At 60.3% G+C, this 19,371-nt stretch carries 16 protein-coding genes; 10 read left to right on the top strand and 6 right to left on the bottom strand.

Features of this window, described 5'->3' with window-relative positions:
• Nucleotides 1–26: 26 nt before the first annotated feature.
• Together ACUCV3_RS01110 and ACUCV3_RS01115 are read left to right on the top strand one after the other, a co-directional pair.
• Nucleotides 27–656: a hypothetical protein gene (locus tag ACUCV3_RS01110; RefSeq protein ID WP_293921994.1), complete on the top strand. Its 630-nt coding sequence runs from the start codon at nucleotides 27–29 to the stop codon at nucleotides 654–656.
• A gap of 364 nt (nucleotides 657–1,020) precedes the next feature.
• A complete protein-coding gene (locus tag ACUCV3_RS01115; RefSeq protein ID WP_026109575.1) occupies nucleotides 1,021–1,797 on the top strand; it encodes a Crp/Fnr family transcriptional regulator in 777 nt (258 codons plus the stop codon).
• Between the two features lie 48 nt (nucleotides 1,798–1,845).
• On the opposite strand, the gene ACUCV3_RS01120 is transcribed toward ACUCV3_RS01115, so the two are convergent.
• The 5 genes from ACUCV3_RS01120 to ACUCV3_RS01140 all read right to left on the bottom strand — a co-directional run bounded on the left by ACUCV3_RS01120 (nucleotide 1,846) and on the right by ACUCV3_RS01140 (nucleotide 8,928).
• Nucleotides 1,846–4,917 carry a PAS domain S-box protein gene (locus tag ACUCV3_RS01120; protein ID WP_482240287.1) on the bottom strand — a complete coding sequence of 1,024 codons (3,072 nt, stop codon included), beginning with the start codon at nucleotides 4,915–4,917 and terminating at the stop codon, nucleotides 1,846–1,848.
• 85 nt (nucleotides 4,918–5,002) lie between these two features.
• Complete coding sequence (locus tag ACUCV3_RS01125; RefSeq protein WP_038293050.1) at nucleotides 5,003–6,988, bottom strand: hybrid sensor histidine kinase/response regulator; 1,986 nt, start codon at nucleotides 6,986–6,988, stop codon at nucleotides 5,003–5,005.
• Nucleotides 6,985–7,176 (bottom strand): type II toxin-antitoxin system ParD family antitoxin, encoded by a 192-nt coding sequence (locus tag ACUCV3_RS01130; protein ID WP_373562054.1) that lies wholly within the window; start codon nucleotides 7,174–7,176, stop codon nucleotides 6,985–6,987. The genes ACUCV3_RS01125 and ACUCV3_RS01130 overlap by 4 nt, the downstream gene beginning before the upstream one ends.
• A 338-nt stretch (nucleotides 7,177–7,514) precedes the next feature.
• Nucleotides 7,515–8,171, bottom strand: a complete 657-nt coding sequence (locus ACUCV3_RS01135; RefSeq protein ID WP_026109577.1) for a DUF6766 family protein — start codon at nucleotides 8,169–8,171, stop codon at nucleotides 7,515–7,517.
• 247 nt (nucleotides 8,172–8,418) lie between these two features.
• Nucleotides 8,419–8,928, bottom strand: coding sequence for a hemerythrin domain-containing protein (locus ACUCV3_RS01140; protein WP_017503021.1), 510 nt, complete (start codon nucleotides 8,926–8,928; stop codon nucleotides 8,419–8,421).
• A 335-nt stretch (nucleotides 8,929–9,263) separates the two neighbouring features.
• Here ACUCV3_RS01140 and ACUCV3_RS01145 point away from each other — a divergent pair, with 335 nt between their 5' ends.
• The 4 genes from ACUCV3_RS01145 (at nucleotide 9,264) to ACUCV3_RS01160 (ending at nucleotide 12,433) form a co-directional block, all read left to right on the top strand.
• Nucleotides 9,264–9,722: a DUF736 domain-containing protein gene (locus ACUCV3_RS01145; protein ID WP_017503022.1), complete on the top strand. Its 459-nt coding sequence runs from the start codon at nucleotides 9,264–9,266 to the stop codon at nucleotides 9,720–9,722.
• An 83-nt stretch (nucleotides 9,723–9,805) separates the two neighbouring features.
• Nucleotides 9,806–10,816 carry a DUF2493 domain-containing protein gene (locus ACUCV3_RS01150; protein WP_293921997.1) on the top strand — a complete coding sequence of 337 codons (1,011 nt, stop codon included), beginning with the start codon at nucleotides 9,806–9,808 and terminating at the stop codon, nucleotides 10,814–10,816.
• 11 nt (nucleotides 10,817–10,827) lie between these two features.
• Nucleotides 10,828–11,043, top strand: a complete 216-nt coding sequence (locus tag ACUCV3_RS01155; protein ID WP_026109578.1) for a DUF6117 family protein — start codon at nucleotides 10,828–10,830, stop codon at nucleotides 11,041–11,043.
• A gap of 406 nt (nucleotides 11,044–11,449) precedes the next feature.
• Complete coding sequence (locus ACUCV3_RS01160) at nucleotides 11,450–12,433, top strand: DUF2493 domain-containing protein (RefSeq protein WP_038292990.1); 984 nt, start codon at nucleotides 11,450–11,452, stop codon at nucleotides 12,431–12,433.
• A 185-nt stretch (nucleotides 12,434–12,618) separates the two neighbouring features.
• Here the strand turns inward: ACUCV3_RS01160 and ACUCV3_RS01165 are convergent, their stop codons facing one another.
• Nucleotides 12,619–12,879: a hypothetical protein gene (locus ACUCV3_RS01165; protein WP_017502403.1), complete on the bottom strand. Its 261-nt coding sequence runs from the start codon at nucleotides 12,877–12,879 to the stop codon at nucleotides 12,619–12,621.
• A gap of 483 nt (nucleotides 12,880–13,362) precedes the next feature.
• Between ACUCV3_RS01165 and ACUCV3_RS01170 the strand changes: the two genes are divergently transcribed.
• From ACUCV3_RS01170 to ACUCV3_RS01185, 4 genes are read left to right on the top strand one after another with little or no spacing between them, the layout of a single operon-like run.
• A complete protein-coding gene (locus tag ACUCV3_RS01170; protein ID WP_026109438.1) occupies nucleotides 13,363–13,665 on the top strand; it encodes a hypothetical protein in 303 nt (100 codons plus the stop codon).
• Nucleotides 13,662–15,665, top strand: coding sequence for a type IV secretion system DNA-binding domain-containing protein (locus ACUCV3_RS01175; RefSeq protein WP_017502400.1), 2,004 nt, complete (start codon nucleotides 13,662–13,664; stop codon nucleotides 15,663–15,665). Before ACUCV3_RS01170 ends, ACUCV3_RS01175 begins: the two co-directional genes overlap by 4 nt.
• A complete protein-coding gene (gene mobF, locus ACUCV3_RS01180; protein WP_017502399.1) occupies nucleotides 15,662–18,595 on the top strand; it encodes a MobF family relaxase in 2,934 nt (977 codons plus the stop codon). Before ACUCV3_RS01175 ends, mobF begins: the two co-directional genes overlap by 4 nt.
• The gene (locus ACUCV3_RS01185) at nucleotides 18,579–19,118 is read left to right on the top strand and encodes a lytic transglycosylase domain-containing protein (protein ID WP_230461472.1); all 540 of its coding nucleotides are present in this window, start codon (nucleotides 18,579–18,581) and stop codon (nucleotides 19,116–19,118) included. The genes mobF and ACUCV3_RS01185 overlap by 17 nt, the downstream gene beginning before the upstream one ends.
• Nucleotides 19,119–19,371: the final 253 nt, after the last annotated feature.

Consider the following 19,371-nt stretch of genomic DNA (forward strand, 5'->3'; position numbering starts at 1 on the left):
CCGACCAAAATTCAAGGAGATTTGTCATGGCTCACATGACCACGACGCTGCGCGCCTATCGGATCGATGTCGAATTCTTTAGTGGAGGCGACCTGTTCGCTTCCGATGTCATTTCATTCGAGATCGAGGACGGGGCTGACGTCTGGACCGCGGCCTATCTCGCCGCGGAGGGTTCGACCTATTTCGACCTGCGGATTCCTGATCTTTCGTACAGCTTCAGCTTCGTTCCGAGTTTTCCCGACGATCCCGATCCAACATCGCCTGCCGGTGGCCTCAAACCTGTCTGCAGGGACTGCGGTTGCGACATGCTCGTTCGCGACGCCAGCGCAAGATGGGACATTCAGCGGCAGGCCTGGGCGATCTCCGGCGTCTATGACTGCACCTTCTGCGACCTCTGCAATGCGGAAAGCGATGATCTGGCTCGATGGGTGCCGGCGGGTGATCTCACACCCTTAGATCGCTTCAGCGCCGCCCTAGCAGACGCGCTGTCCTCTCCGGAACTCGCTTTCGACACCTTATTCCAGCTGTTCTGCGTCGATCACGCGCTCACCCACACGGTCGAAGACGCTCGCGCCGAATGGGTCGAAGCCGTTGGGCCGCGATTATCGGCGGACAGCGTAGACCGCCGTCCCGGTACAGGAGGTGATCATGCCTAGTCCGATGCCCGATGCGGCATATGTGCATCGCTTCAACGCGCGCCTTGTGAACTCGGCGCGCGTCGCATTGATACGCCTCGACGCCCATTCTGGGATGCTAGAGCTGAGGGGCGAAGAGGGGAACTTCCTCGACCTCATATCGCGCGACGCATCACGGGACATGGCCAGGACCGCATTCGGCCTCTACGCGCGTGGCTTCAGCCTCGGTGTCCAAGGGCGCGCGCGGCCATGGTAGACAGCATCGGATGGCCCTCAACCTCCTGGACATATGACGGAACAAGGCGGGCTAACATGTATTAATGTGCTGCCTGAGCCTGACTTCGTTGGGTAAAAGATGGCGAGCGATTACTGTTTAGAGACCGTCATGCAGAACATCTCCGCCCCAGATATTTTAATGCGAAAGCTTACCACTCACTCGCATTTATCGAATGCAGAATCGGTAGCAATTTCAGCGCTGTCCTTGCGGGTCATGAACTATGAACGCGGCTCATTTATCTCCCGGCAAACAGATTTCGCTAAGAACGCCTTCGTGATGCTGACAGGCATCGCGTGCCAGCAGCAGACGACGAGGGCTGGCACCCGCCAGATTTTGAGTGTGTATCTGTCGGGCGACGTCGCTAACGTAGATCCCGGCTTTGCTGAGGAAATGCGGGATGTCATCGCTATAACGCCAGTCATGGTAGCGCTGATTCCTCTCGATGCGCTGGACCAGATATTTATTGAATTTCCTAATGTTGGAGCCGCCTTTCGCCGAGAGGCAGCAGCTGAGCTAGCTCTGCTGCAATCGCGCCTGGTAAGTCTTGGACGATGTAATGCGAGGCAGCGTATAGCTAGATTTGCCTGCGAAATGGCTTCGCGACAAAGGGCGTCGGGTGCGAGCCAATCTCAATCCATTGAATGGCCTTGGACACAGGAGCAACTGGGAGATCTGACAGGGCTGACGGCGGTTCATGTCAACCGGATGCTGAAGAGTTTGCGGGAGGACGGCGTTCTCGCACTTTCCCGCGGTCGCCTTCAGATAACGGACTGGAACGCGATAGAGCTCGCAGCCGGACTGATTAGACATTCCCAGGATCAAAAAACGACCCGCACTTCACAAATGCCTGGCCGTTCTATTTCTTCGGCTGCCGCGGCCTGCTAAGAATCGATCCATATGAATAGGACGAATTGGTTTCGATGGGGTCGGCTGTCACCCTTCGATCATTGCCCTGATCCGCGTTGCGAGCGCTTCCATCGCGAATGGCTTGGTTATCATTTCCATTCCTGGTTCAAGGAAACCAGAGGCAAGAGCCGCATTTTCCGCGTAGCCAGTCATGAAGAGAATTTTGAGCTCAGGGCGCAGATCGCGCGCGGCATCAGCAACCTGTCGCCCATTCAGGCCTGGCAGCCCGATATCGGTCACCAGCAAGTCAATCCTACGTCTGGACTGAAGGATTTCGAGGCCCTTTGGCCCATCCGCAGCCTCCAGCGCCTGGTAGCCCAGTTCCTTAAGCTCTTCGACGATCAGCCCGCGGACGATCGGTTCGTCTTCGACGACAAGGACGACCTCGCCGGCGTCAGCCATGTGCGCGTCGGTTAGCTGAGGCGCGCGCTCATCCGTTTCCTCGGTGCCGCGGAAGCGGGGCAGGTAGAGCTTGAACGTCGTGCCCTTTGCGACCTCGCTGTAGATTTTTGCGTAGCCTTCAGACTGTTGCGCAAAACCATAGATCATCGATAGACCAAGACCGGTGCCCTGACCGATCGGCTTGGTCGTGAAGAAGGGCTCGAATGCTTTGGCAATGGTGTCAGCATCCATGCCCACGCCGGTGTCGGTCACGCAGATGCAGACATACTGGCCCGGATTCACCCCCCGCTGGCGCGCAGCGTAGGCGCTATCGAGATGGGCGTTGCAGGTCTCGACCGTCAATTTGCCCCCATCTGGCATCGCGTCGCGAGCGTTGATCGCAAGATTGAGGATCGCGCTTTCAAGCTGATTGGGGTCGCATTTGGTAATCCACAATCCGCCGGCGAGAGCAAGCTCGAGCTCAATGCGCTCGCCCAGGGGCCGGCGCAGGAGATCCTCCATAGACGCTACGAGCCTATTGGCACGCACGGGCTTGGGATCGAGCGGCTGGCGCCTGGAGAAAGCTAACAGACGGTGGGTGAGGCCCGCTGCCCTGTTAGCGGCGTTAGACGCGCCGGCGATGTATCGATCGAGTTCGGTGACGCGCCCCTGCATCACGCGACGCTGTATAATTTCCAGATTCCCGGTGATGCCTTGCAGGATATTATTGAAGTCGTGGGCGATGCCACCAGTCAGTTGTCCGACCGCCTCCATCTTTTGCGACTGACGGAGCGCGGCTTCGGCGTCGGCCAGCGCGGCCGCGGCCTCTGCTGCCGCGGTTATGTCTCTGCCAAAGCCGTAGAAGGTGCCGCCCTCGGGCACAGTTGTCCATTTGATCAAGCGCTCATGACCGTCCTTGGCGCGCAACCGTGTCTGGTATTCGAGCATAGGCTGCCCGGCGGACAGCGTCCGCACCCGCTCGCCCCAAAAGGCTTCATCGTCGATCATGAAGTCTGTGCTGCGCTTGCCGAGCGTCTCTTCACGGGTCCAGCCGAGCGCCTTGGTCCAGGACGGGTTGACGTCGGTGATGTAACCCTGGCTGTCGGTGACCACCTTTAGGATAGGAGACAAGCTCCAGGTCCGATCCCGATCGCGCAGAAGTTGGCGCTCCTGCGTGATATCCCGCCCGACGGCGTGAATGCGGTCGGCATCTGGAACTGCAGTCCATGCGAGCAACCGATAATCGCCACCATTCGTGCGATAGCGGTTTTCAAAAGCGAGCGTGGTCACACCGCGAGAAAGCTTTTCCACCTCTTCCTGCGTGCTCCTGATGTCATCGGGATGGAGGAAATCTCCCAAATTCTTTCCGACCATTTCCTCTTCGGCCCATCCAAGGAGGCGCCGCGCTGAAGGATTGACCGCTGTGATGACTCCATCGAAAGTGCATACCAACATAAGGTCGCGAGATATCGACCAGAGGCGATCGCGATCTGCTGTACTCTCGGCCTGGCTGAGCTTTTGTTCGTGAATATCTGTGTTCGTACCAATCCACCGGATGATACCGCCGGCATCATCACAAATCGGTACCGCCCGCACCAAATGCCATCGATAGCTGTCGTCAGCCCCGCGGATGCGAAATTCCGTTTCATAAGGCTTCGCCGAGCTTAGTGAGGATCGCCATTGCTCGGCCGCCGCGGATACATCATCGGCATGGACGATTGCCGTCCAGCCATTCCCTATCAGGTCTCGCTCGGAAGCACCGCTATATTCCAACACCCGGTCATTAAACCAATCGAGATTCCCATCGGGGGTTGCCGTCCAGATATGGCTGGGAAGCGCCTGCGCGAAGGTCCGGAACTGCGCTTCGCTGGCACTGATCGCCGCCTCGGCCCGCATGCGATCGGTGACGTCGATGCCCGACACGAAGATGCCAGTAGTCTCGCCTTTTTCGTTTGCGACCGGTTGATAGACGAAATCGAGACGGCGTTCGAGCGAGGGATCGTCAGGTGACCCCTCAAGCCGAAATGGCGCTCCTGTGGCCTGGAACACTTCCCCGCTGGCATACACCTCGTCGAGAATGGCCACGAAATTTTGCTGCAAGGCTTCCGGCAGCACCTCGACGATCGGTCGGCCGATCACCTCTCTGCCGCCAACCAAGGCTTGATAGGCCGGGTTGGTCATCAGGAACCGATGCTCCGGGCCTTCCAGCAGGGCCATGAAGCTTGGACTATGCTCAGCCATTTGAAGCAGCTTGCGGCGCTCGTCAGCGATACGTTCATTCGCAAGCACGGCCTGCGTGGTCTCCAGGACGATGGCGATAACGCCCAGAACGGAACCATCATCGTCAAAAGCCGGGGAATACTCGATATCAGTCCAGAGGCGGCGGGGCGTGCCGTCGCGGATAAGGGTCAGCTCCTGATCCTTGTAGGAGAGTGTTCCCCCACCCTGATAGACCTCCCGCATCACGTTGGCGTTGAATTCGGCAACCTCGTGCCAACCTTGAAGGACATCACTTCCCAGCAGGCTAGGGTGCCGGTCGCCCGCAAACGCGCGATAAGCGTCATTATAGATCATGATGCCTTTAGGACCCCAGAGCGTGACGATCGGGGCTTGCGAGCGCAGCACGAACGCCAGATTCGCGCGCATCGCCGCAGGCCATGTTGCGATAGGGCCGATGCTGGTTTTGGCCCAATCGAAATCCGCGATGATGGCACCCATTTCACCGCCGCAAGCGAGAAATTCCAAAGCCTTATGATCGCCGCCTGAGTTCATAGATCTGACTTCTGCCCCCCAAATTCATCCATCAGGCTTTCGCGCCGTTTGACTTTCGCGCCACTCGCAGCGCGCGCGCGAGACCATCAGCGGTGTAGGGCTTGTGAAGCAAGTCGAAACCGTGCGTCCCTTCCGCCGCCAGGACATGACTATAACCGCTGGTAAGAACCACCGGCAGGTCGGAAAAGCGCGCGCGCAATATTTCGGCAAGCTCGATCCCCGACATGCCGGGCATGACAACATCGGTAAAGACGATATCGAAACGCTCGGGATCGGCTTCGATGAGAGCCAGAGCATCCTTGGCGCTCGACACCCAGATATTGCCATATCCCAGGTCGCCGACCAACTGGGCTGCAAATTCACCGACTAGCTGATTGTCCTCAACCAAAAGGACACAGCGCTCCTGGCCCGGTTGCGGCTCGGTCGGCGGAGATACGTCAACCGGCCGGCTCTGCGGCTTTTCCTGCGCATGGGGAAGATAGAGGATGAAGGTCGCGCCTTTGTCGATCTCGCTTTCGATACTGATTTCGCCTCCGGACTGCTTGGCAAATCCGAACACCTGGCTGAGCCCGAGGCCGGTGCCGTGTCCGACATCCTTGGTGGTGAAAAACGGTTCGAAGATCCGTGATATATCGGCCTTTGATATGCCACCGCCAGTATCCCTGACGAGGACCGCTATAAACTTGCCCTGGACCGCGGCATGGCCCCGTGTTGCGGGTATGCCGTCACGCTCCTCGACAACGATTTGCAACCGTCCTTCACCGCCCATTGCATCACGGGCATTCACGGCCATGTTTAGCATCGCGGTGTCGAACTGAACCGGATCTGCCTCTACCACACATGGCTGGCACCGGATGTCCAGTTCGAGCGTCACGCGTGAACCAGATACACTGCGAAGCATTTCCTCGTCCTTGCGAAGGCGCTCGGCGATATCGAAGGCTTCGGCCTGCAACGGTTGACGCCGGGCAAATGCTAGTAGCTGATTAGTAAGCTTTGCCGCCCGCTGCGCCGTTTCGGCGATCGCATTTACATATCGCTCGCGCTTGTCCTCCGGAAGGTTGGGTCGCTTCAGCAGGTCGATGCTGCCGAGAATAACTGTGAGGAGATTATTGAAGTCATGAGCCACGCCGCCCGTCAGCTGGCCGATAGCTTCCATCTTCTGGCTTTGGCGCAATGTCTCTTCGATGCGCTCACGCTCTGCAACTTCGGCCTGCAGGCTCCGCAGAGACTCTGCCAGCGCCTCACCCTGGTCCGTCACCGCATGTTCGAGTGAGAGGTTAAGTTTTTCGAGCGTAGCGCGCGCCTGAGCCTCATTCTCGACGTCGATGCATGTTGCAATCCAGCGAAGAATACGGCCGTCATCGTCGGTCTGTGGCAGCGCGCGACAGGAAAAGCATCGGTAGGTGCCATCCTGCGCCGCCACAGGGAAGGTTTGGTTGAACGCCGCCCCTGAACCAACCGCTTCCGACCAAGCCGCCTGGGTCTTGTCGCGATGATCCGGGTGAATCGCGTCCAGCCAACGATTGCCGAGCAAATCCTCGTCTCCGCGGCCGGTATATTCGCGATAGCGCTCGTTGATCTGAACGATATGCCCGTCCGTATCCGCCTGGAACACAAAGCCCGGTAGCGCATCGGTAAGAGTGGCAAGGCTGCGTTCAGCCTCGCGCTCGCGGGTGCGATCACGGACGATCTTCACAAACCCCGGTTCGCCTTGAAGCGGCATCATGAGACCCGAGCCCCAGAATCTCGACCCATCGGCGCGCATGTGGAAACGCTCGTCGAGCGCGCGACCCTCTTGCGCCGCACGGCTCATTTCATCTTCCGGCGATCCTGCGGCCTGATCTTCAGGGGTGAAGAAAATCCGCCCATGTTTACCTAACGCCTCTTCCGGCGACCACCCCAGTAGATTGGCCGCGCCGGGGTTCCAACTGGTTATGCGCCCATCGGCAGCGAGGGTAATAATGGCAAAATCTGTCGAGCTTTCGACAATACATTGGGCAAGAGACGGGTCGATCATCGTTCTGGTTGTTTCACTCGGCTTGAAGTAGATGCTGGCTGCGCCGCGAGCGTTCTAAGGCCCGCACGAACAACTTCGCTTGCGTTGGAATATAGTCCGGATGCGACCTGATCCGATATGAATCGGTCCAGCTCGCGGCTGAGCGAGATCGTGCGTATTTGGCGACCTGACATGCATACCCCCGGCATTGTATGACAATGCAATACACATAAAATGGCTGCGGGTTCCTCCTAAGCCGTCAATTACAACGGCGATCTGGGTATCGGTCGGATGCTCGATGCCGACGAATTTGGGGCGCGCCTCAGCCGGGGCGCAAACAGGTGGACTGTCAGGTGACGGAATACTGAAGTGGCGGACCGCTCTGGCGAGACAATGATAAGCAACGTGGAGATGGTGAACCATCGGGTGACCCATAATCTGGGTCAACGGTCGCGATGGCGGTGAACACACGGTCAATTATCCTCAACTTGGCCATGATCGCTGAAGTGAGCGAATATCCGGGTAAGTGGCACCGCGATAAATCGGATCAACTGCCCGTCTCGCTATGGGGCGCTGCGACGGCCTTCGATTCTGGAGATTCGCGCTGACGCAGGAAAATCGAAAGCACGACCAGGACGGCGGTCGAGAGAAACTCGCTTTGCCAGTTCTGGAAAGACTCAAACCAGAGTTGCGGGTCGCCCAGGTAAGCAAGCGTGCTCAACGGCACCTCACGATGTTCGATTGCGTTCTGCGCAGCGACCTGGGCACTTTGGGTCCAGTGAATAACGAAAGAAATCAGAAACAGTGCGAACAGCGCCAAGCCGAGCGATCGCGCATATAGTGCGCGCCACATCGCACCCCCACGTAGCACAGTCGGGGCGCCGGGCTTTAGTGCCTGCTTATCCAGATCTTTGTCGCGTGGCTGCGCATCAGGATCCTTGGATTCAGCCGATCCACGCTGAATCAGAAAGGCTGTCAGGACGACATAGGCGGACATTTGAAGGAACTCGCTTTCCCAATTCTCGAAAACCGAGGATAGGAATTCTGGGCTCGACGTATAAGCACTAAGGCTCATCGCGGCCTGATGGTGACGCTGTGCATCCTCGGCCGCAACATGCCAGCCCGCGAGCCATTGACCCGCTATGCTGCCGACAAAAAGCAGCAAAAGGACAATTGTCAGCCCATTATCGCGCAGCACCCTCATCCGACGTCTCCCTCAGCCTGTTCTTGTGTGCTGGAACGCAGGTGGAACGATTATGGTTCTTTTCCTGTAACGCAGCCAGTTCGCCATCCAGTTGCAAGAGGACATCGCTTGTGAACGCTGCCGAAATGGTGCGTGGGACACCATTTTCGTCCGGTGGGTTGCCGTGTTCAGCAACCTTTTCCCCTCAGGCCCCAATTCAAGCCTATTGCGCACTGACCGGGCCTCGTGACCCGGTCAGATCCAAAATTTACGCCGGCATCAGATTGACGGCCGTTGGCTTGGCCGGCGGCAGCGCGCCGGATCCGGCTTGCGCCTGCAACTCGGATTTTCGCGCCAGCATGAGGTCGCGAAGGGATACGAGATCGACGTCGGTCTTGCGGCACTGCGCGAACATGCCCTCCGACTGCATCTCCTCTTCATGGACATGGTGCTTGATCTCTTCGGATAGGACCTTGACCTTAGCATCGTAGAAATCGTCGTCGGGGCTTCCGGCTTCAATGTCGTTGATCAACACCTTTGCACCGTCATGCTCGACATAGGCTTCGTCCAGGGTGTCGTCCTCGATCTTCCCCCGGAACGCGGGGTAGAACAGCTCTTCCTCGATCAGTGTGTGAATTTTGAGCTCTGTGCAGATTTGTCGCGCGATCGCCTGCTTCTTCGAGGCGGATTTTGTCTTTTCGAATTGCTCAAAAAGGTCTTCTACCTCCCGGTGATCGGCTTTGAGCAGTGCGATCGCGTCAGTGAAGCTGTCAGCCATGGTGAAACTCCTCTTGTTCGCCCCCGCTGCTAAGTTCTCCAAACCTACTCTCGTTCCAAGCGAACGACTCGCAAGAGCCGGCCCCCTGGGGACGGCGCACCACAATCGTCGCCAGATTGGCGGCAATTTTCTGTCCCGTTAATAAGAATGGCGAGGGGGATCCCGGATTTGTCCGGCTCTTTGGGTCGACGGCCGGGCGGAAGCCCGGTGCGAGGCGGGCTCCTTCGGGGCCGACGGTCGCGCCGGACGGACGCGCCGCGTGTGAGAGGGGAGAAGGATCTTGGAGAGTGTCGCTTTCGGATGGTCGAGAGCGGAACTTCCAAGGAGTTGAGGTTATGAATATCGGTGAAATCAAGCCCGTGAACGGTCGTCTTATCGGTCATATCGCGACCCGTTCGATCGACTTGCCGCGGCTTGGGCTCAGGCCTGTCGAAAGCACCAATGAGCGCGCGCCGGTCTTCGAGATCGTCGCGCTTAACGTGGGGCAGCGCTGGGTACAGATCGGTGCGCTCTGGGAAGCGACCGCCAACAAGACTGGCGAATGCTTCCTCCAAGGATCGCTCGATGATCCGAGCCTGGCCGAACCGCTGCCGATCGCTTTGTTCGGTAGCGATGCTGAAGGCTATCGGGTCGCATGGCGGCGCCGTGATGCGCTGAGCGGCTTTGGCGGCGGCCAGCGTTCGGAACGTCCGGGGGTGGGCGGCGAGGCAGTGGGCGGGTTCGGCGCGAGCACAGCCGGCATGGATGGCAGCTACATGGGCGGTAGCGATTTCGACGATGAAGTGCCTCACTGAGGTCTTTGTGCGTCATGGGCCGGGGGAGCAATGGCTTCCCCGGCCTTTCTTTTTGTCTGCCAATTTTGGAAAGGATGCGCATCATGGCTACCGCCCTGCGCCACAGCATCGATCGATTTGCTGACTTGCCCGCCCTCTACGCACAAATGATCGCAACGCCGGAATATCAGGCGGCTTTTGGCGACCCAATGCCGCTTACAATCGCCGAGCCTGGAGACGCGCCTGCGGAGCATGAGATGCCCGAGCCGATCGCGGCCCAGGCTGAATGCGGCGGGATTATCGCTGCGATCTTCGACCTCTTTACCGGTACCCGTTTGGAGCCTCTGGCACCTGATATCGCCTGGGGTTTCGTCAACAGCTTCCACTTTCTCGCGGGGGAACTCGAAAAGCGCGAGGATGGCTATGCCAGGGAACTGGGGGAGCTGGCGCGAGACCCTGAAGGGAGCGAGATCTATGCCCGTTCGCTCGAAGAAAAGCAGCTTCAGTGTCAGTCGGTCGCCGAGCAGCGGCAGGCCATTGAATGCATGCGCGACTATGCCGCGGAAATGTACCGGGCGCAGTCAGGCTGGCCCTGGTCGCCGGCCAAGGGCACGCGAGCCTCTTCTGCATCGAGCGCCAGCCAGATCGCTGCGGTCGACTTCCTGCGTGCCCGTCAGCTGGAGCAGCGCGAACGTCACCTGCCGCAGGGGCCGGTGGTCGTCGTCACCGGTCCGGCCGACTGGCATGATTGGCAGGCGATTTGGGCACGGCTTGACGCCATCCATGCACGGGTCTCCCATATGACTTTGGTCACCACCGGGCAACGCCGCGGTGTGGATCAGATCGCCGCGGCCTGGGCGGCTCGCACCGGCGTTGAAGTGCCCGTCGTGCGCTATGGCCTATACGGAACCGGGCGAAAGACCGCTTTTACCCGCAATCGCAAGATTCTCGATCTGAAGCCCGTCGAGGCAGTGCTCTGCGAGGGCTCGGGTGTGCAAGCCAATCTCTACCAGTTGCTTCGCCAAGCCAATGTTCCCATCCATGCGTTGCGCAAGGCGGACCAGGCGGCTGACGCCGTCAAAATCCCCACGCGCGCTTCCCGCGGCAGCCATTGAAGGAGGGTGGCATGGCAATACCTGACTATCTTAGCGCCAATTTCCAGTCGCTCCTTCGGGCAGCGGAAGATGGAAACCTCGCTTTTATAGAATGCCAGGACTCAGCGTCAGGGGACCCGCGTTACGTGATCTGCGCGGTCGGGCGGGAGGAGGGGGCCTATCTCATGACCCCTTTCGGCCACCTCGCGGAAGGTAACCCTTACGACGCCTACCGGGCGCTGACCTGACAGCGGACGACGAAATCCAAATTTACCTTGGGACCGCAGCCATTCGGGCGCGCGGTCCTTTTTTTATCGACGCGGGTGTCCGGGGCGATGTCAGAAGGGCGCTTGGGCACATGTCGCGCGAGGATCATAGCGCTCCAGGGGGCATCGAGCCCCCTGGAGCGCTGCCACACTTCTTCTCTCAAGTCTTTTAATCTTGGCACGGGGACAGCGCCGGCCTCAAGGATGACGGGGCCCCACCATTTTTTTCGGCAGGCAGGCGGCAGTCCGTCCATGCTGGCGGGGGCGCGTGCCGAAAAAAATCGTGACCCCCATCGCCGCTTCGCGGTCGGGGCTGCGCCCCGATCCTTGACCCCGTCACTCGGAGCCCGTGCAGGGGGAAGACCTCTTTCAATCACAGGAGGTTCTCATGACCAAGGCATTCCGTTCCGTCCGCAGCTTCACCGAGATTGCAGCGCTCATTGCGGACGAAAGCGCGGTTACGTCCGACAGCTTTCTAGCCGCATTCGAAACGGACCTCGATGGCGTCCGGGTCAGCAGGGACGACGAAGAGCGCACTGCGCAGATGCCTGACGCGACCGAGGTTCAGCTCGCGGTCGAGTTGATCGTCACGACGCTCTTCGATGTTCTGCGGGACAGCAGGATGGAGAAAGTGGCGGGACGCATCGCGTGGGGCATCGTCCACAGTTTCCACCGAGTGAGCGATCGGGCAGCGGGACAAGCCGACGGTGCTGCAAGACAGATGCGCGACCTTCTCCGGCAGGCGGACGGCAGCGAAATCCACGCCGTCGAGCTGGAGCGCGCGCAGGAGGAACTGGCGTTTCTCGATGAGGCATCGGATGCACTAGCCTGCATGCGGGACCATGCCGCGGCGGTGTATCATAACGAAACCGGTAAGCCCTGGTCTGCGCCAAGGGCGACGCTGGTGTCCTCTAAACGGACAGCGAGCGTCATCAACGGGACGGACTATCTGGCCGCGCGACGCCAGCGCCGGATCGGGCAGTATCATCCTGAAGGCCCGCTGGTCGTCTTCTCGGGCGGCAGCCAGTGGGCAGATCCCGAGCCGATCTGGAAGGCGCTCTCGCGGGCCAAGGCGACCCGGCCGCAGATGGTGCTGCTCACCACCGCGCAGAATAGCGGCGGCGATGCGATTGCCGAGGCATGGGCGGCAAAGACCAAGACGCCGGTGGTGAAACTGGGCATCGACAAGGGGAGGTGGGGGAACCGAGCCGGGTTCGTACGCAATGACCAGATTGCGCGGCTGCGGCCTGTCGAAGCGATCGTCGCTGAAGGAAGCGGGGTTCAGGCTCAACTGGTAAGGGTTATGCGCTCCATCGGTGTCGCGCCGGTGCTCCTCTCACTCTATGGCGGCCCGGCGCACTGGGCTTCCTGAAGTCATGCGGATATGCGGGAGCGGTCGGGTTCAGGCCCGATAGCTCCCGCTTTTTTGTCTGTCGCTCTATGTCGTTGCCCTCGAGGACAGGCGCTGCGCGCCCGTCCCGTCGGACAACGATGCCGCGCTCTTAAGGAACGCGGGCCTCCCGCGCGCGGCTACGCCGTGCTCGTCACAGGGACGCCCTACGGGCGCTTTTCCGGTTGAGATTTCGACGTCGTTGGAATGCCTTTCAGTGCAGTGATTGAGGCTGGCCCACCCGCCCGTATCGCGTTTTGGAGAAGGTCGCGAAAGTCTTTTTCGCTGAGCCTCTCCACCTCCATGTCGCTCAGGATAGAGGCATATTTGCTGCGCAGAGCGCGGCGGGCGTCCAGGATCTCTTGCGCGATTTTCGTTTGGCGCGCTTCGAGGTCGGCAAGGCGGTCACGGTCATTCAACTTTGGCATTGATCATCCTTTCACGTCGGATGGTCTGCCCGCCAATTTCATTATCAAGGATCATGCCCATGAACGCAACTCGTTGTGCCAATCAGAGTCTCGGCTGGCTGCCGCCGGGAAGAGAAATCCCCTCCGGGGTGCCCCGCGCCTTCCGGCACGAGGCAGCGCAGCGGGGCGAGCCCGCTGCGAAAGGGGTACTCACGCCCAGGGCGTTTTGTAATGCACCGTACGCACGGGTGCTGCGGGCGCGAATCGCGAGGTTTTCCGCGGGTTTCGGCAAGGTGCCAGCCGGTGCCGATGTCGCTTTCTTCATCGGTAGCTGGTACCAAATGGTCACCATATGAAGGCAATTCAGGGCTAAGTGCCTGATAAGCTTTGGCACCATGTCGGTGCCGCACTTCCTCATCGTAAGGCGTTGAGATCCCCTGTAAATAGGCGTATAACGACCGGGCTTCACCCCATCTGGACAGGCATCGAACAGGAGTTCGGCGTTTGCCCAGGATCAATATCAGATTGAAGGATGCTCTTTACGAGCGCCTTGTCGCTGGCGCCCGATCGGCGCGGCTCAGCCTCCCCGAATATGTCCGCGACATCCTCGATCGCTTCGAAGGCATCGATGCCGGCGGCTATCATGGTCGCTTCGATGAGGTGCAGGCGACGCTCATTCAGGTCTTCGCTATATTGGCCGCCTCGGTCGGAACGCGGCGCCCCGACATTCTCCAGAAGGGCATGGACGATGCCCGCGCCCTGCTCCTCGAAAGGGGGCTGCTCGCGCCCGAGGATGGTGCACTATGAGCATCTTCCGCAACGACACGCTGGGCTCCTGGACCCGGGGTGGTCAGGCCATTGTCCACAATGTCAGGATGACCACCCAGGTCTTTTTCCAGACCTCGCTTGCGGGTCTCGCGATCTGGGTTGGCGGCATCATCTGGTATGTCCTCGAAAAATCCAGCGACTATCAGCGCTTCGTCGCGATGAAGATCGCCGAAGCTACGCTGAAAAGCGACGTGCCGGGTGGGGCGCCGATCCTGTTCAGGACCCCGGCTGGGCGCCAATATTGGACGAACTCGGACGCGCTGCTGGCCTCCCCCATCGCGAAGAAGACCATGCAGGCGATGGAGCAGCATCTGATCTATGGCGCGGGGCTGTCAGGTGCCTTTGCCGCGCTTATGCTTCTGTGGGCCTGGTTCTATTTCACGCGAACGGGGAAAGGGCTTGGGTCCAATCAGTTCATTCGCGGCGCCCGGTTCGGGACGGCACGGCAATTGCGCCGGCTGTTGTGGCGGTCGAAGCGGGGAAGCTTCGCTATCGGCGGTGTGCCGGTTCCTGAAGAGTTTGAGCCTGAGCATATATTAATCTGCGGTGCGCCGGGGACGGGCAAGACCAACATCATCGTCAAGATGCTGGCGGGAATGCGTGGGAAGGGCCGCCGGGCGATCGTGTTCGATACGGCCGGCACCTTCGTCGAAAAATTCTACCGGCCCGGGCATGACATATTGCTCAACCCGCTCGACGCTCGAGCCGACAGCTGGTCCCCTTGGGTCGATGTGCCGCGCGACTATCATTATGATCAGATCGCGGAGTCCACGATACCAGATAAGGGCGGCGATCCCTTTTGGGCGAAGGCGGCGAGGGGAACGCTGGTCGCCGTCTTCCGCAAGCTTGCGAAGAACAAGCAGATGCTCGTTTCGGTCTTGCTCGACACGCTACTGCGGAGCCCTCTGAAGACGCTGGCGGCCTTTGCGGAAGGGACGGACGCCGCCGCCTTTATTTCGCTGGAGGGAGACCGTACGTCCGCGGGCATTCGCGCCGAACTGGCCTCTGTCATGCGCAGCTTCTCCTATCTTGACGACACACTGGACGGCTTCTCGGTGCGCGACTGGGTGGCGAATGAAGAGGATGACAGCTGGCTTTTCATCACGGTGAAAGCCGACCAGCTTCCTTCTCTGCGGCCGCTCGTCACCGTCTGGCTCGACATCGCGATCAGCGCGATCATGAGCCTTCCGCCCGACCAGAAGCGCCGCCTCTATTGCGTCATCGATGAGCTGCCTACGCTTCAGCGCCTGCCCTCGCTGAGCGACTTCCTGGCGCGCGCCCGCAAATATGGCGGATGCGGCATATTGGGGTTCCAGTCTTATCCGCAGCTGGAGGCAACCTATGGCATCCAGGATGCGGCCGCGATCACCGGATACTGTTCCACCTGGGTGGCGCTACGAGCGAACGATACCCCCACGGCCAAGCATGTGTCCGAGAATTTGGGGCAGGTCGAACAGGTCGAGGCCAATGAGGGCATGTCCTATGGGGTCAACGACATGCGGGACGGCGTCAATCTCTCCCGTATGCAAGTCACCCGCCCGCTGGTCATGCATACCGAGGTCACGAACCTCCCCAACCTGTCGGGATTTCTCCGGTTCGGAAGAAATCTGCCCGTCGTCCATTTCCGGGATCGGTACAATGGGCTGCCAACGATTGAGCCGGCGTTCGTCGAGCGAACGGAACCTGCGAGGAGGTTCGAGGAGGGCAACGCTCTACCCCACCCCGAAAAGGTGTCGCAGAAAAAGCGCCGTCGCGCCGGGAAGGAAGCGCCGCCCGCGCCGCAGCTGCCCTTGGACGGCAGCTCACCCGAAGAAGCAACTGCGGGTGAACCGCCTGCGCATAAGGGCAACCAAATTCCGAAGCAGGATGGGGACAGCTCGAACGCCGAACCGCCCAAGCTCCTTGGGCCAAGGAGTGGTTTCAACCTCCACAAGCATAGCCGTTCCAACGGTGAGCGTGACGATGCGAGGCCGGCATGATGCATCCGCGCCGCCTCAAGGGCTCCCCGGGCAACATCGCCCGCTATTACACCGTCGGGGACTATTACACGAAGGGAGATGCGGAGACATCTTCCTGGGGCGGAGCGCTCGCTGGCGAGCTTGGTTTGCACGGAGAGGTGGATTCCGCGCAGCTTAATGCGCTGCTCAGCGGCGCTGTCGAGGACCAGCAGTTAGGGCGTCGGCGTGCAGACGGGATCGACCACCATCCCGGATGGGATTTTGCGATCAGCGCCCCCAAATCCGTATCGATCATGGCGCTTGCCCTTCGCGATGAGAGGATGGTCGCGGCGCATGAGAAGGCTGTCGACGCAGCGCTTTCCTATCTTGAAGAACATGCCCAGCTGCGCCGCCGGGAAGAAGGGAAAATCGTTCATGAGACGACGGGGCGGCTCCTGTGGGCACGCTTTACTGAGCATGCCAGCCGCGAACTCGACCCCCATCTGCATACCCATATCGTGATCCTCAACATGACGAACCGCGATCCGGGCAATCCGATGGCCAGTCTCGAAACGCGGGCCATGTATGCCGAGCAGATGGCCAGCGGCCAAATCTACCGTAACGCCCTTGCCCACCATTTGCGGGAATATGGATTTGAGATCGACTTCGATCCGCGCCAAGGATTGTTCGAAATCAGGGGCGTCCCAAAGGCATTGATCAAAGAGATGTCGCAGCGTGCCGAGCAGATCAACGCTCATGCCGCTGAGCATGGCCTTTCCGGGCAGGCGGCGCGTAGGCAGAGCTTCTATCAGACGCGTGGCGCAAAGGTGAAAGTCGGGCTGAACGAGCTGCATGATCGCTGGGATGCGCGGCTCATCCCTTATGAGCCCAAACTTGCAGCTGTCCTCGCCCAGGCCATGGAGGCTGGTGAGCGCCCCGTCCCGGTTGAGCCCGCCGACGCAGCGCGGGCGGCCCTGTTTGGGATCAGGCAATCGGAAGGGCGCGAGGCGGTCAATCCACTTGGTCGCGTCATTGCCGTAGGCCTTGCCTCCCATGTGGGAGAGGTTCGGTTCGAAGACCTGAGACCGCTCCTGATTGACCATGAGAGCCGCCGCAAACTGCTCGCTACTCGGGGGCAGACCGGCGACGCAATCCTCACGCGTGGGCGAACCAGCCGCAGGACGGTAAGGCTGGAACAGGCGCTGACCCAGCATCTCGCGCTCTCGCTGGGAGACGGCAGACAGGTAGCCAGCGCAGACCGGCTGCTGCCCGTTCTGGAAAGCGCTGGTCTATCCCCGGCGCAGGAGCAGGCTCTCGTGCACATGGCATTGTCAGGAGACCGGATAACGGCCGTGCATGGCGTGGCCGGGGCCGGGAAATCCATGCTGGTTCGCTCACTCAAGAACGCCGCGCATCCGGGGATGGTACTGACGGCGCTTGCGCCGACATCATCTGCCGCCGCTGAACTGGGTGATCGCGCGGGGATTGCATCTCGCACCGTCGCCAGCCTGTTGGCGAGTGGCGGGCATGGCCTGAGCAGCAACGATGTCCTGGTCCTCGATGAGGCGGGCCAGCTCGGAAACCGCCAGGCGCTGCGGGTGCTGGAGATCAGCCGTGCGACCGGTGCGAGACTTATCCTGCTTGGTGACAACCGGCAGACCGGCGCGATCGAACAGGGAAAGGCATTCTGGCTGATGCAGAAGCTTGGGCTCGCGACCGCCGAGCTGGTTGAATCACGGCGGCAGGAAACCAGGGCGATGAAGCTTGCTGTCACCCAGGCTCGCGCCGGTGATTATGCCGGTTCGCTGGACCATCTCGATAAGGTGGTCAGCGGCGGAGACGCGGAGGAACTGGCCAAGGGGCTGGTGAGGGAATGGACGCGCCTCAAGCCTGAAAGCCGAGCAACCACGAATATCCTCGTTCTGGAGAATGCGACGCGCCTCATCGTCAACAGTCAGATCCGCGAGACATTGCAGCGGGAAGGCGTCGTTGCGGCCGAGGACACCCGGCTCGCGGTCCTAACCCCCGCCGGGCTCAGCGACCAAGAGAAGCAGATGGCCCGCTTCTATTCCGGCGGCCAGGTTCTGAAATTCAACCGCGATCAGGTCGGCGCTGGCCTGGCGCGCGATGGCGAGTATCGGGTGGTTTCCGTGGTGCGCGATGCGAAGGGCCGGCAGCTTGTGCGACTGGCGGATGAGCAGGGGCGCATCCACAATTGGAATCCGCGAACCAGCAAGGCGGCGCACGTGAATATATTCCTCTCCGAGCATCGCAACCTCGCCGCTGGTGATCGCATCCAGTGGCGGCTCGCGACCAAGGAGCTTGGTCTCAAAAACGCCGAACGCGGAACGGTGGAGCGGCTCGATGGCATGGTGGCGACGGTTCGCTGGGACCGCGGGGATCGGGTCCAGCAGATTGACCTTGGACGCCACTCCACTTGGGACCATGGCTATGCCGAGACCGTCTATTCCGCTCAGTCAAAGACCTATGACCGCGTCTATGTGCTGGCCCCTGTGGCGTCCCCGCTTGTCAATGGACAAAACTTCTACACCGCCATCACGCGAGCCCGTTACGGCGTCAAACTCTGGACAGAAGACCCTAAGAAGCTCATCGCGAAACTCGAAGAGAGGTCGGGCGAGAAGACATCGGCGCTCGAAGGTTTGGGCCGTCTGGAGCGCGATCACAACAGGCGCTTTGCCGCACGGAACGAGGCGCGGTTGAAGGGAATGAAGCTCGAACAGGTTGAGGAGCGGCGGAAGGCAGAGGGAAGGGCGCTCGCGCGCAAACTTGATCAGCGAGAGCCGGACCGCGGAATTGTCGGACGTCTTGCAGGCGATGCCCGCTCACTGTTCGAGACGCTCGACCGTCATTTGCAGACGCTGGCCGAGAATCGGCAAGCCCATGCGCCCAAGGCGGAGGACCTTGCCACAGAGCGGAACATTGGGGAGCGATCGCATGATCACGATCGGTAAGCGGACAGCCGCCCTGATGATACTGATCATCTGGCAATCGGATTGTCTTGCAGCACCGTCGGGTCATAATGCAGCCGATGAACGGAGGGTCGCCCATTGCATCAGGCAAGCAGCGGGCGGACAGAAATGGCTCGAAGTGACCCTGTGGGGGCTGCGCGATCAGGAAGGCGGTTGGATCGGCGCAGCGGTTCCGAACCGCAATGGGAGCCACGACCTCGGACCTCTCCAGATCAATAGCTGGTGGGTGCCAAAAATCGCAGCAACGCTTGATCGTTCACCGGAGGAAGTTCGCCATTGGCTGCGTTACGATCCATGCTTCAATGCCCACGCAGCCCGTTGGATTTTCGTCGCTGCTCTGGCATCGACGGGCAGCTATTGGAAGGCGGTGGGCGTCTATCACAGTCCGAGGTCTGATCGGCAGAGGCGATATGCCCGCAGCGTAGCGGAACATTTGAAGCGCCGGTTTGGTGTAACGATTTTCTCATCTTTCGGCGCGGGGGGCATTGGAGGAAGAGTTCGTTGAGCGAACAAAATGATCGGCGCCCCCGGTCATCTGAGCCTGCCGCAACGGTATTCAGGAAAAGCGAATGTGACGCTGTGCAGTGCACATTTTCGATTCGGAGTTCATTCAACCAGCCCTTTTCCGGGCACCTTGCCGGCGTGCCGCGCTGGCGACACCGTGAGGCGTCAGGGTCAGGACCTGCGGCTCTTTCAGTAGGTTTATGTTCCTCGTAAACGGTGAGGCCTCGCCGCGCGCGCATTTCGCCGCCCCATAC

The sequence above is a fragment of the Sphingobium sp. VMM genome (assembly GCF_056790315.1).